The following is a 15,533-nucleotide window of genomic DNA, read 5'->3' as shown; positions in this document are numbered from 1 at the left end:
TCGCATGCCCAGCCAGCTCTCCCTGCACGACGTGTCGCTCTCCCGCGGCGACCGTCTCCTCCTCGACGGCGTCTCCCTTTCGGTGCGGCCGGGCGAACGGATCGGCATCGTCGGCGAGAACGGAGCCGGCAAGTCCACCTTGCTCGCGGTCCTGGCCGGGATCGAGCGCCCCGCCGCCGGCACCGTCGTGGCCCACGCCGACGGCGGCATCGGGTACCTCGCCCAGAACCCCGGCCCGCCGCCCGGCGGCACCACCGTCGCCCACGCCGTCGACGCTGCCCTGGCCGACGTGCGGGCCATGGAACGGCGGCTGCGCACACTCGAGGAGGATCTCGGCACCGCCGGCCCCGAAGCCCTCACCGAGTACGGCGACCTGCTCACCGCCTTCGAGGCCCGCGGCGGCTACGACGCCGACGCCCGCGTCGACAAGGCCCTGCACGCCCTGGGCCTCGGACACATCGGACGGGACCGTGCCTGGGAGAGCCTCTCCGGCGGTGAGCGGGCCCGGCTCGGCCTGGCCTGCCTGATCGCCGCGGCACCCGAGGTCATGCTCCTGGACGAGCCCACCAACCATCTCGACGGCCCCGCCCTCGACTGGCTCGAAGAGACGCTGCGGGCCCACACCGGCACCGTCGTGGCCGTCTCCCACGACCGCGTCTTCCTCGAACGCGTCGCCACCGCCGTCGTCGAAGTGGACGCCGACCGCCACACCCTGGCCCGCTACGGCAACGGCTACGCCGGCTACGTCGAGGAGCGCGCCGCTGTCCGCCGGCGGCGGCAGGAGGCGTACGCCCAGTGGTGCGAGCAGACGGCCGCCCTGGAGGAGGCCGCCGGGACGACGGCCCGGGCGGTCGCCGCCGGGCGGCCCATGAAGGACGGCAACAAGATGGCCTACGACCGCGCCGGCGGCCGCGTCCAGGCGTCCGTTGCCGGCCGTGTCCGCAACGCCCGGGAGCGGCTGCGCAGGCTCCAGGAGGACCCGGTGCCGCGCCCGCCCGATCCCCTCCGCTTCACCGCCCGCCCCCGGAACGGCACCACCGGCGGCGCCCTCGTCACCTTCGACGGCGTCCGCGTCGCAGGCCGCCTGGCCGTCGACGCCCTGCAGGTCACGGCGGGGGAGCGGTTGCTGGTCCACGGCCGCAACGGCGCGGGCAAGTCGACCCTGCTGCGGCTCATGGCCGGCCTCACCCGCCCGGACACCGGCACCCTCACCAGGCGGGGCAGCACCGGCTACCTGCCCCAGGACGTCGCCGTCCGGCAGCCTGCCGAGCGCCTGCTGGACGCCTTCCGCCGCGACCTGCCCGGCAGCGACGAGGACCAGCGCGCCCTGCTGCTCTCCTACGGCCTGTTCCGCGAGCGCGACCTGCACGTGCCCGTCGGATCCCTCTCCGCAGGCCAGCAGCGCCGACTCGCCCTCGCCCGCCTCCTCGCCCGGCCCGCCGACCTGCTGCTGCTCGACGAGCCCGCCAACCACCTCGCGCTCGGCCTCGTGGAGGAGCTGGAGGAGGCCTTGGAGCAGTGGCCCGGAGCCGTGGTCGTCGTCTCCCACGACCGCGCGCTGCGACGGCGCTTCACCGGGCGTGCCGTGGAGATACGCGACGGCCGGGCGGTGGCCGAAAGCAGCGCTCGCGAGACCGGTGAGGCACGCGTCCTGCAGCCGATCTAGGGTGGCGGCATGGCACGGCCCCGGCGCATCGTCCTCCTCCGGCACGGAGAGTCGGAGGGCAACGTCGACGACTCCGTCTACGAGCGCGAGCCCGACCACGCCCTGAGCCTGACGGCGCGCGGTCGCAGGCAGGCCGAGGAGGCGGGGGAGCGGCTGCGGGAGCTCTTCGGCGACGAGCGGGTCTCGGTCTACGTCTCGCCCTACCGCCGCGCCCACGAGACCCTGCACGCCCTGCGGCTCGACCCGACCCGCATCAGGGTGCGCGAAGAGCCCCGGCTGCGCGAGCAGGACTGGGGGAACTGGCAGGACCGCGACGACGTGCGCCGCCAGAAGGCCCGCCGGGACGCCTACGGCCACTTCTTCTACCGCTTCGCGCAGGGCGAGTCCGGCGCCGACGTCTACGACCGGGTGGGGGCCTTCCTGGAGAGCCTGTGGCGCAGCTTCGAGGACCCCGGCCACCCGCCCAACGTCCTGCTCGTCACGCACGGGCTGACCATGCGGCTGTTCTGCATGCGATGGCTGCACTGGAGCGTTGCGGAGTTCGAGTGCCTGTCCAACCCGGGCAACGGGGAGTCCCGGATGCTGCTGCTGGGGGCCGACGGCCGCTACCACCTCGACCGGCCGTTCGAGCGCTGGTGTACACCCGAGTCGTACGGCTTCACCGGTTAGAGTTCGCAGCGATGACAGCTGACCGATTCCACCGTGCCCTGGCGAGCCTGCGGGGGCTGGCCGTGGGTGACGCCCTCGGCTCCCAGTTCTTCGTCCCCGCCAACTATCCCCACCTCCAGCGCCGTGAGCTGCCGCCTGCGCCCTGGCAGTGGACGGACGACACCGAGATGGCCTGCTCGGTGGTGGCCGTCCTGGCCGCGCACGGCCGCATCGACCAGGACGCCCTGGCCCGCTCGCTCGCCGAGCGCCACGACTTCGACCGCGGCTACGGCCCGGCGATCAACCGCATGCTGCGCCTGATCAGGGAGGGCGGCGACTGGCGCGAACTGGCCGCCGCCCAGTTCAAGGGCCAGGGCTCCTGGGGCAACGGGGCCGCCACGCGCATCGCCCCATTGGGCGCGTGGTACGCGCACGACCCGGAGCAGGCCACCCATCAGGCCGAGATCTCCGCCTACACCACCCACCAGCACCGCGAGGCGGTGATGGGCGCCATGGCCGTCGCCGCCGCGGCGGCCATCGCCGGATCACCCGCCGGGGGCGTCACCCCCGAGTCCCTGCTGGACGGGGTGATCGCGCTGGTGCCGCGCAGCGCCGTCCAGGCGGGTCTGCGCCGTGCCCGCGACATGCTCGACTACGCGGACGTCACCACCGTCGCCGCCGTCCTGGGCTGCGGCCGGCGCACCAGTGCCCATGACACCGTGCCCTTCGCCCTGTGGGCGGCTGCCCGCCATCTCGACTCCTTCGAGGAGGCGTTCTGGACCACCGCACGGGCCGGCGGGGACGTGGACACCACCTCCGCGATCGCCTCGGGCGTGGTCGCCGCTGCGGAACGAGGCGCTCCGCCGGCGGCCTGGCTGGAGTCCGCCGAGGCCCTTCCGGACTGGCTCCCGGTCACCACGCGCTGAGCGGAGCGGACGGAGCGGGGGCGGGGCGGGACAGCCGGGCCGAAGGGGCGTAATCTTACTGGCGCCATGCCCTACCAACCGCCTACCCACAGCGTCGAGCGCTCCCTGCGGGCGACGACCGGAGCAAAGATCGTCGCCGGTGTGGACGAGGTCGGCCGGGGAGCCTGGGCCGGTCCCGTCACCGTGTGCGCGGCCGTCACCGGACTGCGCCGCCCACCCGTGGGACTCACCGACTCCAAGCTCCTCACCCTCAAGCGGCGCACCGAGCTCGCCGAGGAGCTGGAGAGCTGGGTGACCGCCTACGCCCTCGGCCACTCCTCCCCGCAGGAGATCGACGAGATGGGCATGACGGCGGCCCTGCGGCTGGCCGCGACCCGGGCCCTGGAAGGGCTGCCGGTGCGGCCGGACGCGGTGATCCTCGACGGCAAGCACGACTACCTCGGCGAGCCGTGGCGGGTCCGTACGGTCATCAAGGGCGACCAGTCGTGCGTCGCCGTCTCGGCGGCGTCGGTGATCGCCAAGGTGCGACGCGATGCGCTGATGGCCGAACTCGGCGCCGTCCACGCCGACTTCGCCTTCGGTGACAACGCCGGCTACCCGTCGCCGGTCCACCGGGCCGCGCTGCAGGAGCTGGGCCCCACCCCGCACCACAGGCTGTCCTGGGCCTACCTGGACGCGCTGCCCAAGTGGCAGCATCTGAAGCGTCCCCGCATCAGCCCCGAGGACATGGCTCTGGAGGCCGCAGGCCAGCTCGGCTTCGACTTCTGAACGACCCACAACGCCACCCGCCGACGCGACTCGCACCGGCGTTTGATAAACATCGACTTATGCCTCTCATCCCCGAGGAGCCTCAGATTCACGAGAGTGTCCCGGGTCCCCGCGCAGTGCCGGCCGCCGGCCGCACCGCGCCGACCCCTCGTCCCGTACCCGGTCCCCGCCCGGCGCCCCTGCGTCCCGGCACCCCCAGCCCGCACCGCGGCTCGGTCCCGCCCCAGCGCACCGCGCGCGGGACGGCGGCGGACGCCCCGGCCGCGCCGCAGATCCAGCTGATCCCCGCGGCCGCCGACGGTGCCCTGGACGCCGCCGACGAAGCAGTCGACCTGCTGCTCGACAGCGGTCGCGCGCCGGGCGACGTCCTCGTCCTGACCACGGGTGACCCGCACCCCTGGGCCGCGCACGAGCTGTCCTTCGGCGATGCGTCCTACTGGGCGCAGCAGGACGCCGGCGACGACGTCTTCTACGCCGCCGCTGACTCCGCCCGCGCCAAGGGCCGGCCCGTGGTCGTCATCGCCGTCAACGGCGGCTCCGACGCCGCCGTCGCCGCGGCGCTGCCGGCCGCCATGACGCGGGCCGGTGCGCTGCTGGTGGTCTGCGGCGACCCGCAACGTGTCAACGCCCTGGTGTCGAGCACGTCCTGACGTGTGATCACGGTGGCCGGCCCCTTCGCCGAAGGGGCACCTCGGCCGCCGTGCCGCCCCGTCAGCGGGCGGCCGTACGGCGGTGCGCCTCCGGTGCCCCGCCGCCGGAGCCGAACCACTCCGCACGGCAGGGCGCCGCGCGGGGCCGGCGCCCGCCGCGGCCCTCGCCGACGACGTGCCAGCCGGCCGGGGTGAGGACGATGTACGCCCCGCACCGCAGCCCGTGCAGGATGCAGGCGTCGCGCAGCGCCCACATCCACGCCCCGTCCTCCGGCGTCCAACGGGTGCTGCCCTCGCGGCAGTAGAGCAGCACCGCCGTCCGGACGGGGGCGCGTCTGCGCAGGTCGTGCGGGATCACCCGGCGCAGCACCGACAGCAGCTCGTTGCGCAGCTCCCAGCCGTCCACGGGCCCCGCCCTGCCCGGGCGCCCGCTGAAGGAGGCGCTCGCCGCGATCCGTTCGTCGGGGTGGAAGACCGCGATGACGGCAGTGGAGGGTGCCGGCAGGTGCCGGGCGTGCAGATCCTCGACGACACCGCGGGCACCGCGCAGCGCGGGGACGCCGCAGGCGGTCCACTCCGCGGGTTCGAGCAGCCTGCCCAGACGCGAAGCGGAGCCGGTGGACGCCTGGGGAGCCAAGCCGAAGGCCATGATTCTCCCTTCGTCTGCGCACCCGGGCCCCCGGGCGGAGGCCGGGCAGGGCGCACCGCGCGCCGACGGCACAGCACGGCCGTGGACGCACGGGAGCGGGAACCGGTGCCCCAATTCTCGCGGGCCACCGCCCGCGCAGCAACGATCAATTGAGGCCACTGACCGGTATCGGCGGCTCCGCAGTGGTGCGGGCACCACTGCCGCGCCCCTTCTCACCCCTGCACGGCGAGCACCAGCGGGAACACCTCCGTGGCGCCGGCCCGGCGCAGCATCCGCGCGGCGACGGCCAGGGTCCAGCCGGTGTCCGCCATGTCGTCGACGAGCAGGACCGGCCCGGGGTGGGCGGCGAGCTCCTGCGCGAGCGAGGGCGGCACGGTCAGGGCGCCGTCCAGCGCCTTGAGCCGCTGGGCGCTGTTGCTGCGGGGCGCCCGCATCCCGGCCTCCTCGTCGCGGTACGCGATGCTGCCGAGGAGCGGCATCCGGCCGATGGCCGCGATGCGCTCGCCGAGCGAGCGGACGAGCTGCGGGCGGGTGCGCGAGGGGAGGGTCACCACGCCCACGGGGCGCTGCGGGGCGTCCGGAGCGCCGGACGCCCAACCGCCCGCCCCTCGTGCCCAGTCGGCCAGCACCGTGACCACCGCGTCCGTCACATCGTCCGGAACGGCGGCGTCCGGTGCCTGCGGCGCGAGCAGGGGGCGCAGCCGGTTGCCCCAGCCGATGTCGGAGAGCCGCCCGACGGCCCGCCCCACGGCGGCCTGCTCGCCCTGCGGGATGCGGCCCTTGAGGTCCACCCCGACCGCCGGCATGCCCGTGGGCCACATCCGGCGGGGCTCCACCTCCACCCCGGGCCGGCCCAGCTCGCCGCGTGCGGTGTCCAGGGCCCCGTCCGAGACGCCGGCGGTGTGGCGGGGGCCCGCGCAGTTGTCGCAGCGCCCGCAGGGCGCGGCCTGCTCGTCGTCCAGCTGCCGGCGCAGGAACTCCATCCGGCACTGCGTGGTCGACGCGTACTCGCGCATCGCCTGCTGCTCGGCCTCGCGCTGTCGCGCCACCCAGGCGTAACGCTCGGCATCGTACGTCCACGGCTCGCCGGTGGCCGTCCAGCCGCCGCGCACCCGGCGCACGGCACCGTCCACGTCGAGGACCTTGAGCATGGTCTCCAGCCGCGAGCGCCGCAGGTCGACCAGGGGTTCCAGGGCGGGCAGCGACAACGGGCGGTCGGAGGCGGCCAGCACGTCCAGCGTCCGGCGCACCTGCTCCTCGGAGGGGAAGGCCAGCGAGGCGAAGTACTTCCAGATCGCCTCGTCCTCGCGGCCCGGCAGCAGCAGCACCTCGGCGTGCTCGACGCCGCGCCCCGCGCGGCCGACCTGCTGGTAGTAGGCGATGGGGGAGGAGGGCGAGCCGAGGTGGACCACGAAGCCGAGGTCGGGCTTGTCGAAGCCCATGCCCAGCGCCGAGGTGGCCACCAGGGCCTTGACGCGGTTGGCGATCAGGTCGTCCTCGGCCTGCTGCCGGTCGGCGTTCTCGGTCTTGCCGGTGTAGGAGGCGACGGTGTGCCCGCAGCGGCGCAAGTAGGCGGCGACCTCCTCGGCCGCGGCCACGGTGAGGGTGTAGATGATCCCCGAGCCCGGCAGGTCGCCGAGGTGATCGGCGAGCCAGGCCAGCCGGTGGGCCGCGTCGGGCAGGGTGAGGACGCCCAGGCTCAGGCTCTCCCGGTCCAGGGGCCCGCGCAGCACCAGGGCCTCACCGCCCTCGCCCGTCCCGAGCTGCTCGGCGACGTCGGCGGTGACGCGGGCGTTGGCGGTGGCGGTCGTGGCGAGCACGGGCACACCGGGCGGCAGGTCGGCCAGCATGGTGCGCAGCCGGCGGTAGTCCGGGCGGAAGTCGTGCCCCCAGTCCGAGATGCAGTGCGCCTCGTCGACGACCAGCAGCCCGGTCGCGGCGGCGAGCTTGGGCAGCACCTGGTCGCGGAAGTCGGGATTGTTGAGGCGTTCGGGCGAGACGAGGAGCACGTCCACCTTCCCGTGCGCGACCTCCTCCTGCACGGTCTCCCACTCCTCGGTGTTCGAGGAGTTGATCGTGCGCGCGTGGATGCCCGCCCGCGCGGCCGCCTCCACCTGGTTGCGCATGAGCGCCAGCAGCGGGGAGATGATCACCGTCGGGCCGCTGCCGCGCTCGCGCAGCAGCGCAGTGGCCACGAAGTACACGGCCGACTTGCCCCAGCCCGTGCGCTGCACCACCAGCGCACGGCGGCGGTCGGCGACGAGGGCCTCGATGGCACGCCACTGGTCCTCGCGCAGCCGCGCGGTGCCCGTGGTGTCGCCGACGAGACGGGCGAGGACGGTGTCCGCCGAGACGCGGAGGGCTTCGTTGGTCATGCCCCCATGCAACACGAGGGGACCGACAACGCGCGAACCCGGCCGCGGCGCCTGTGGAAAACGCGGGCGGCGCCCTGATCCACAGGACTAGTACGACAATATCCCGGAGTTATCCACAGGCCTGGCGGGCCTCGGCGGCGGCGCGGGAGTCTCGGGGCCATGAGCCACCACAACGAACCGGCCCGCCCGTCCACCCCCGCCACGACCGCGGCGCGCGACGCGTCACAGACCCAGGTCACCCTGCGCAGCCCGGGCGAACTCGCCGACGCCCTGCCCTACTTGCTCGGCTTCCATCCGAGCGACAGCATCGTCCTGCTCGCTTTGCACGGAGAGCGCGGCCGCTTCGGCGGCCGCCTCCGGCTCGGCATTCCGGAGGACCCGGCCGAGTGGGAGGGCGTCAGCGAACAGCTTGCCGAGACGCTCATCGACGGCTGCGAGCGCCGGGGCACCCGGCCCGACGGCATCGTCCTCTTCCTCTGCCAGGACCCCGCCGGGAGCGACACCGGCCGGGGCGTCATGGAGCGCCTGCGCCCCCTCGCCCAGAGCCTGCGCCTGGCCTGCGGAGAGCTGGACGTGCCCGTGTACGAGGCGCTGTGCGTCTCCGGCGGGCGGTACTGGTCCTACTGCTGCCCCGACGAACGCTGCTGTCCGGCCGAGGGCACCGTCCTCGCCCCGCCCGGCACCTCGGTGATGGCCGCTGCCGCCGCCTACGCCGGCATCCAGGTCCGCGGCACCCTGCGCGAGATGGAGGCCCGCTACGCCCCCGTCGACGGCGAACGGGCCGTGGAGCAGGAGACGGCTCTCGACGCCGCCGCCGCGGACCTCGTCCCACGCCTGCTGGGTGGCACGCCCGGCCGGACCGTGCGCGAGGAGACGCTCGACCTGCTGCGCCTGCTGATCGGGCGGTTCCACGACGCCCCGCCCGCACCGGTGCGCGCAGAGGCCGACGCCATGGACGACGCCCTGCTGGCCGCCGACGAGGCCGCCGCCGTCGTCCTCGGCCTGCAGGACCGCACCACCCGCGACCACGCCGCCGAATGGATGGAGGGACCCCAGGCCCCGGCCGTGCTGCGCGTCTGGCGCGCCCTCGCCCGCCGCTGCGTGCCGCCGTACACCGAGCACGCGGCCGCGCCCCTGGCCCTGGCGGGCTGGGTCGCCTGGTCGAGCGGCGACCACCCCGAGGCGCGCGTCGCCCTGACCAGGGCCCTGAGCGCCGACCCGGACTACCTCTTCGCCCAGCTCCTGCACCGGGCCTGCAACGACGGCCTGGACCCGGAGCTGCTGCGCCGCTGCCTGCGCCGCGAACGCGCGGACCGCGCCCTGCAGGCCGCCGTCCACGCCGAGGCGGAGCGCGCCGCGGCGGCGGACGCCGCCGCCTCGACCCTCACCGCGCAGGACACGATGGCCGGGGCGACGGAGGAGACGGGCCCGAGAGCGGAAGGCGCGGGACGGGGAGAGACGGTGGGCCGGGCGGGTCGGGGTGGCCGTGGTGGGCCCGCGGGGCCCAAGGCGCCCGCGGGAAGGGCACGTACGCGCCGCCGCGGCGGTCACAAGGGTGTTCGGGGGCGGCAGTGACCCAGGCCACTTCGCTCTCCCGTGACCTCGCCGGGGCCGGTGCCGTTCACCTGAGTGGCCCGCAATCGTCGTCGGCCGGCCACGGCCGGGACGTCCCCAGGGAGCGCAGAGACAGTGCAAGGCATCGCCCCCCACGGTCCTTCGACCCGCCGCCCGCCGGAGCAGGTGCGCCGACCGCCCGAGCAGCGCCGCACCGGCCCCTCCCGGCCCCCGGCGCCGCACTCGGTGCACGAGGCGCTGATCTGCGTCGCGCTGCCCGCGCTCGCGATCTCTGCGCGGCACGGCCAGCTCACCGGCCAGGGGCTCGAAGGCTTTTACCGGTCAGGTCGCCGGTTGCTGGCGACGTGCCGGCTGCGGGTCGACGGAGTCGAGCCCGTGCCCGTCCAGGGCCGGATGCTCGGCGCCGACCGGGCCCGGTTCGTCGGCACCGTGCGCACCCCGGCGGAGACCGGACCGGACCCGGACGTCACCGTCGAGCGGCTGCGGGACGCCGAGGGCAAGGAGCGCATCGTGCTGCGCAGCGCGGCGTCCCGTGAGCTGAGACTGACGGTCGAGGTGGCGCTCGGCACCGACCTCGCCGGCCTGGGTGCCATCGCCGCCGGGCGGGCCGGGCCCGAGCTCCCGGCCGGAGTGCACGCCTCAGGGCTGCGCTGGGCGGCACCCGGCACCCACGCGGTGGTCACCGCGGAGCCGCCGCCGGACGACGTCCTGGCGTCCGCGGGCCTGCTCTGCTGGGAGATACGGCTGCCTCCCGGGGGCACGCACGGCATCGAGCTCACGATCAGGGCCGAGCAGCCCGGCGGCAACGGCGGCACCCGGGCGGCCGAGCCCGTCGCCCCGAGCCGTGGCGGGGCGGCACCGCCGTGGGGGGAGGCCGTGGCCGAGGGCGACGACCCGAGGGCCGGGGCCCTGCTCGCCGCCGCCCTCGACGACCTGCGGGCCCTGCTCGTGCGCGACCTGGAGCACCCGGCGGACGTGCACCTGGCCGCCGGCGTTCCCTGGCGCTGCGACAGGACGGCCCCCGCCGAGGCGCTGTGGGCGGCACGCATGGCGCTGCCGCTGGGCGTCCGGCTCGCCGGCGGGACGCTGCGCACGCTGGCCCGTGCCCAGCTGACGGGCCCCGGCCCGGGCGCCGGCCGGCTGCCCGGTGCCCTGCGGCACTCCGGGGCGCATCTGCCGCCGGGGTGCACGGGGGTGGAGGCGACGCTGCTGTTCCCGGCGGTGCTGGCCGAGGCATGGCGGTGGGGGCTGCCCGCGCCGGAGGTCGCCGGGCTGCTGCCGGTCGCCGAGCGGTGCCTGCAGTGGCTCATGGGGGCCACGAAGGACACCGGCTACCTTCCGGATCCCGCGCCGGGAGGGCCGTACCGCTGCGAGGTCCAGGCCCACGCCCACCGGGCGGCCGTGCTCGGCGCGGGGCTGCTGCGGGCCCACGGCCGGCCCGGCGCCGACGGTCTGCTCGCGTGGGCGGCCGGGCTGCGACGGCGCTTCCGGGAGGAGTTCTGGGCGGAGGACCTCGGTGGCGGCCGGCCCGTCGCGGCGCGCTGGCCCGACGGCCGCCGGGTCGTGCACCTGGGCTCGGCCGCGGCGCACCTGTTGGACACCGGACTGCAAGGAGAGGGGGAGTACGCCCCGGGGCTGCTGGACAAGGTGCAGACCGAGCAGCTCGCCCGGCTGCTGGGCGGCCCGGCCCTCGACTGCGGCTGGGGCCTGCGCAGCCTCGGCGCCAAGGAAGCGGGGCACAACCCGTTCGGGCACCGCAACGGAGCCGTCCGCGTCCACGAGACGGCGGTGGCCGTCGCCGGTCTGGTGGTGGCGGGCTACGAGCGGGAGGCCGCCGGGCTGCTCAAGGGCGTGCTGGACGCCGCGGAGACCTTCGGCCACCGGCTCCCGGAGATGTACGCCGGGGAGCAGCGCACCGCCGGCAGCGCACCGCTGCCGCACCCGGCGGCCTGCCGGCCCGCGGCCGTCGCGGCGGCCGGCGTCGTCCAGCTGCTGACCGCGCTCGCCGGGGTGCGCCCGGACGTGCCCGCGGGCGCCGTGACGGTCCGTCCGCCGCGCTCCGCGCCCCTGGGCGAGCTGAGGTTCACCGGGCTGCGCGTGGCGGAGCAGCCGTTCGCGGTGCGCGTCAGCAGGCTCGGCCTCGGCATGGTCGAGGAGGCCGCCGCCGGACTGCAGCTGGGGGTGTGAGGGGAGGTGCGCAGCGCACCGGTGGCCCGGGCGGCGGCCCGGAGCGCCGAAGAGCCTGTTTATCGTCAGGCAGACGACTATGATCACGACATGCCCTACGACCCGTCGGCCTTCCCGCCCTTCGCAGTCACCGTCGACCTGGTCGTGCTCACCGTGCGGCGGCATGCGCTGTGCGCGCTGGCCGTCCGCCGCGGCGAGCCTCCGTTCCAGGGCCGGTGGGCGCTGCCGGGCGGGTTCGTGCGCGGCGACGAGGACCTCTCCACGGCGGCCGCGCGCGAGCTGGCCGAGGAGACGGGCCTGCAGGCGGCCGACGCCGCCGGGCCCGGCGGGCCCAACGCGGCCCACCTGGAGCAGCTGGCCACCTACGGCGACCCCAAGCGCGACCCGCGCATGCGCGTGGTCAGCGTGGCCCACCTCGCGCTGGCCCCGGACCTGCCGGCGCCCCGGCCGGGCGGCGACGCGCGCAGTGTGCGCTGGGCACCCGTCGACGAGCTGCTCGACCAGGACGGCTACGGACGGGAGGACGAGCAGGCCGCACCTCTGGCCTTCGACCACGCCCGCATCCTCGCGGACGGCGTCGAGCGCGCCCGCTCCAAGATCGAGTACTCCTCGCTGGCCACCGCCTTCTGCCCGCCGGAGTTCACGGTCGGCGAGCTGCGCCGGGTCTACGAGGCGGTGTGGGGCGTGGCGCTGGACCCGCGCAACTTCCACCGCAAGGTGACCGGCACGCCCGGCTTCCTGGTGCCCACCGGCGGGACGACGACCCGCCAGGGCGGCCGGCCCGCCCAGCTGTTCCGGGCCGGCGGTGCCACCCTGCTCAACCCGCCCATGCTGCGCCCCGAGGCCTGAGCCGCCGGCCAGCCGCGTGCCCGGTGCCTGCCGTGATCGAAAATGACACGCCCTGATCGATGATGGCCGCATTGCGTAGCAAATAAGACATACCGGGTTACGGTGCTGCGGTACGGTCCCTCCCGCCGTCCCGCGAGTGAGCCCATGATCCAGGCCATCGGACTGACCAGCGCCCCCCGCCGCAACCGGCCCCCCGCCGTCGACGACCTGACCTTCGAGGCCCGCCCCGGCCGCGTCACCGCGCTGCTCGGCGAACCGGGAGCGGGAAAGACCGCCGCCCTGCGCCTGATGCTGCGCCTGGACCCCGGCCGCGGCGTCACCCTCTTCCGGGGCCGCACCCTCGACCGGATCCCCCGGCCCACCCGCGAGATCGGCGTCCTCCTCGGCGACGTCCCCGGCCACCCCGCCCGCACTGCCCGCAGCCATCTGCGCATGCTGTGCGCCGCCGCCGGCGTCCCCGCCGAGCGGGCCGACGACGTGCTGGAGGTCGTGGGTCTGGCCGGTCTCGCCGACCAGCGCCTGGGCGACTTCTCGCTCGGCATGGACCGCCGCCTGGGCCTGGCCTCTGCGCTGCTCGGCGACCCGCACACCCTCGTCCTGGACGAACCCGCGCGCGGCCTGTCCCCTCGTGAGACCGCCTGGCTCCACGGGCTGCTGCGCGGCTACGCCGCCCAGGGCGGTGCCGTTCTCGTCACCTCGGGCGACGCCGTCGAGGCCGCCCGCATCGCCGACCAAGTGGTCACCATCGACCAGGGTCGCCTCGTGGCCGACCAGGAGGCGGCGGCCTTCGCCGGCACGCGCCTGCGGCCGCGCGTCGTCGTCCAGTCGCCTCTCGCCGGCCGGCTCGCGCACGTCCTGACCGCCGAAACCGACACGGGAGGCCGGCGCCCCGGAGCCGCGAGCGTCGAAGTGATCCGCGAGGGCGGTACGCGTATCGCGGTCTACGGCAGCAGCTGCGCGGAGGTCGGCGAGACGGCGTACCGCAACGGCATCCTCGTGCACCGCCTGGCCGAGGAGAGCGGGGACACCGGCCCCGTCGCCCCGCTGGACCGCGCCGACGGCCGATCCGTGCCGGAGGAGGAAACCCCCGCACAGGAGCAGGTAAAAGCCAAGGAGGAGAAGCAGGACGGCGACACCCCGAGCAATGCGAAGGTGCCACCGCCGGGGGGTGTGCGGCGCCGGCTGACCGCCCCCGGCCCGGCGTGGCCGCTGCTGTACGAGCTGCGCCGTGTCGCCGGCGTACAGACCGGATGGGTGGTGGCCGCGGTGGCGCTCATCGTGTCCGTGGCCGCCTCCCTCCTGCTCGCCCGCACCGGCGCCGCCACCGTGCCGCGCCTGCTCACCGGCTGGCCGCAGTGGCTGCCGCTGCCGCCCGCGGCGTGCGCCGCCGGGCTGCTGGGCGCCAACGCCTTCGGCCAGGAGTTCCGCTACCCGGCACTCGCCCCCGACCAGGGCACGGTGCCCCGGCGGCTCGGGCTGCTGGGTGCCAAGCTCCTGGTCACCTCGGTGGCCGCGCTGGCCCTGGCACTGCTCGTGCCCGTGCTCGACCTGGCCGTCGTGCACCTGGCGCTCGGGGAGTTCCCGCACCCGGCCACGCTCCTGACGCACGGCTGGGGCGCCGCGCTGGCCGGCTGGATCGCCCTGGTCGTCGGGTGCGGCTGGGCGGGGCTGCTGGCCGCGGGGCTCTTCCGCTCCACTGCGCTCGGCCTCGTCTCCGTCCTCGCGGTGCCGGCCGTGGTCGTCCCCCTCCTGGCAGCGCTGGCGCGACGGCCCGCGGCGCGTTCGCTGATGGGGCTGCCCGAACGCCTGCGCGACGCCGCCGACGTGCGGTGGCCGCACGAACTGGACCAGGGTGTCTCGGCCGCGCTGCGCCTGGTGTCCCAGCCCGTGGGGTGGGCGCTGGCCCTGTCCCTGTCGGGGCTGCTCGCCGCCTATGTGCTCACCGTGTTCCGTGGCCGGCCGAGGTGAGGGCTGTGCTATTGCGCCGGTCCGGAAGGGAGCGAACGCAGAGTGACAATAGGCCGAAGGGTGCTGCGGGAACGCTCACGCCTCCCTTACCTTCCGTAGTCGACCCCCTCGGGGGGTGCCCGATTCTGTCCGTTTGGGCGTCAATTGCGAGGTAATGGGCGATCACCCTTTCGTGTGCTTTTCACCAAAGACCTCAAGGGGCCTGGAGGTGTCGCCGACAAAGGAAGCGTGAGTACCCTTGCGCACACCATGATGACCGCGGCTCGCCCCGCAGACTCCGGCCTCGCCGGCCCGGGCGAGCTTGACCGCTACTCCTACGCGGAGGCCCCCGGGACCGACCGCGGCGCCTCGTCCGCCTGGGACGGCGACGCGGAGCTCAGCCGTGCCGGCCGCCGCGCCGCCGGAAGCCGCGGCCGAGGCCTGCACGGCCAGCTCGTCCAGCAGCTCGGCCAGATGATCGTCTCCGGCGACCTGGGGGCCGACCGCCCGCTGGTCCCCGAGGAGATCGGCCAGCGCTTCGAGGTCTCCCGCACCGTCGTCCGCGAATCCCTGCGCGTGCTCGAGGCCAAGGGCCTGGTCAGCGCCCGCCCCAACGTGGGCACCCGGGTCCGTCCCGTCAGCGACTGGAACCTGCTCGACCCCGACATCATCGAATGGCGCGCCTTCGGGCCGCAGCGCGACGACCAGCGCCGGGAGCTGTGCGAGCTGCGCTGGACGATCGAGCCGCTGGCCGCCCGCCTGGCCGCCGGCCACGGCCGCGAGGACGTCCAGCAGCGCCTCGCCGACATGGCCGAGATCATGGGGCACGCGCTGGCCCAGGGCGACTCCCTCACCTTCACGCGCGCCGACGCCGAGTTCCACTCCCTGCTGCTGCAGGTCGCGGGCAACCGGATGCTCGAGCACCTCTCGGGCATCGTCACCGCCGCCCTGCACGTCTCCGGTGTCTCCGGCGGGGGGTGCGACCGCCCGACCGAGGCCGGCGTGGGGCAGCACCTGCGGATCGTCGACGCGGTGGCCACCGGCGACGCCGCGGCGGCCGAGGCGGCGATGCGCCAGCTGCTGGTGGCCCACCCGGAGGTCGAGCGCGTGGTGCCCGCGCCGCGCGAACACTGACCGCGGACCGCAACCGTACGGACTGAAGCGGTACGTGCGGGACCGCTCGTCCAGCGCGCGCGTGCGGCCGTACGCGCGAGCAGGACGGGTGGTTCCGTGCGACCGCCGACGGCAGCGGAGTCGGCGATCTGTCCACTTCGGGGGCCATTCACCCCGCTA

Annotated in this window: 12 protein-coding genes; 10 read left to right on the top strand and 2 right to left on the bottom strand. The window is 75.5% G+C overall.

Annotated features, from left to right (window positions below):
- Nucleotides 1–4: 4 nt before the first annotated feature.
- The 5 genes from ABD361_RS07050 to ABD361_RS07030 all read left to right on the top strand — a co-directional run bounded on the left by ABD361_RS07050 (nucleotide 5) and on the right by ABD361_RS07030 (nucleotide 4,658).
- Nucleotides 5–1,666: an ABC-F family ATP-binding cassette domain-containing protein gene (locus ABD361_RS07050; protein ID WP_344433916.1), complete on the top strand. Its 1,662-nt coding sequence runs from the start codon at nucleotides 5–7 to the stop codon at nucleotides 1,664–1,666.
- Nucleotides 1,667–1,675: 9 nt separating this feature from the next.
- Entirely contained in the window at nucleotides 1,676–2,335 is a 660-nt protein-coding gene (locus ABD361_RS07045) for a histidine phosphatase family protein (RefSeq protein WP_344433914.1), read from the top strand.
- An 11-nt stretch (nucleotides 2,336–2,346) separates the two neighbouring features.
- Nucleotides 2,347–3,240, top strand: a complete 894-nt coding sequence (locus tag ABD361_RS07040) for an ADP-ribosylglycohydrolase family protein (RefSeq protein ID WP_344433913.1) — start codon at nucleotides 2,347–2,349, stop codon at nucleotides 3,238–3,240.
- 66 nt (nucleotides 3,241–3,306) lie between these two features.
- Nucleotides 3,307–4,008, top strand: coding sequence for a ribonuclease HII (locus ABD361_RS07035; RefSeq protein ID WP_344433912.1), 702 nt, complete (start codon nucleotides 3,307–3,309; stop codon nucleotides 4,006–4,008).
- A 59-nt stretch (nucleotides 4,009–4,067) separates the two neighbouring features.
- The gene (locus tag ABD361_RS07030) at nucleotides 4,068–4,658 is read left to right on the top strand and encodes a hypothetical protein (RefSeq protein ID WP_344433911.1); all 591 of its coding nucleotides are present in this window, start codon (nucleotides 4,068–4,070) and stop codon (nucleotides 4,656–4,658) included.
- Nucleotides 4,659–4,719: 61 nt separating this feature from the next.
- Here the strand turns inward: ABD361_RS07030 and ABD361_RS07025 are convergent, their stop codons facing one another.
- Both ABD361_RS07025 and ABD361_RS07020 read right to left on the bottom strand, forming a co-directional pair.
- Nucleotides 4,720–5,307: a hypothetical protein gene (locus tag ABD361_RS07025; protein ID WP_344433910.1), complete on the bottom strand. Its 588-nt coding sequence runs from the start codon at nucleotides 5,305–5,307 to the stop codon at nucleotides 4,720–4,722.
- 212 nt (nucleotides 5,308–5,519) lie between these two features.
- Entirely contained in the window at nucleotides 5,520–7,682 is a 2,163-nt protein-coding gene (locus tag ABD361_RS07020) for a RecQ family ATP-dependent DNA helicase (RefSeq protein ID WP_344433909.1), read from the bottom strand.
- Between the two features lie 159 nt (nucleotides 7,683–7,841).
- Between ABD361_RS07020 and ABD361_RS07015 the strand changes: the two genes are divergently transcribed.
- The 5 genes from ABD361_RS07015 (at nucleotide 7,842) to ABD361_RS06995 (ending at nucleotide 15,374) form a co-directional block, all read left to right on the top strand.
- Nucleotides 7,842–9,257 carry a DUF4192 domain-containing protein gene (locus tag ABD361_RS07015; RefSeq protein ID WP_344433907.1) on the top strand — a complete coding sequence of 472 codons (1,416 nt, stop codon included), beginning with the start codon at nucleotides 7,842–7,844 and terminating at the stop codon, nucleotides 9,255–9,257.
- 114 nt (nucleotides 9,258–9,371) lie between these two features.
- Nucleotides 9,372–11,444 (top strand): glycogen debranching N-terminal domain-containing protein, encoded by a 2,073-nt coding sequence (locus ABD361_RS07010; RefSeq protein WP_425583168.1) that lies wholly within the window; start codon nucleotides 9,372–9,374, stop codon nucleotides 11,442–11,444.
- Between the two features lie 90 nt (nucleotides 11,445–11,534).
- Nucleotides 11,535–12,293: an NUDIX hydrolase gene (locus ABD361_RS07005; RefSeq protein ID WP_344433906.1), complete on the top strand. Its 759-nt coding sequence runs from the start codon at nucleotides 11,535–11,537 to the stop codon at nucleotides 12,291–12,293.
- A 144-nt stretch (nucleotides 12,294–12,437) separates the two neighbouring features.
- The gene (locus tag ABD361_RS07000; RefSeq protein WP_344433905.1) at nucleotides 12,438–14,261 is read left to right on the top strand and encodes an ABC transporter ATP-binding protein; all 1,824 of its coding nucleotides are present in this window, start codon (nucleotides 12,438–12,440) and stop codon (nucleotides 14,259–14,261) included.
- A gap of 174 nt (nucleotides 14,262–14,435) precedes the next feature.
- Nucleotides 14,436–15,374, top strand: a complete 939-nt coding sequence (locus ABD361_RS06995) for a FadR/GntR family transcriptional regulator (protein WP_344433903.1) — start codon at nucleotides 14,436–14,438, stop codon at nucleotides 15,372–15,374.
- The last annotated feature ends 159 nt before the right edge of the window (nucleotides 15,375–15,533 follow it).

It is taken from the genome of Streptomyces luteosporeus (genome assembly GCF_039532865.1).
In the GTDB taxonomy this organism is placed as follows: Bacteria; Actinomycetota; Actinomycetes; order Streptomycetales; family Streptomycetaceae; genus Streptomyces; species Streptomyces luteosporeus.
This window is presented reverse-complemented; position numbering and strand designations above follow the sequence as displayed.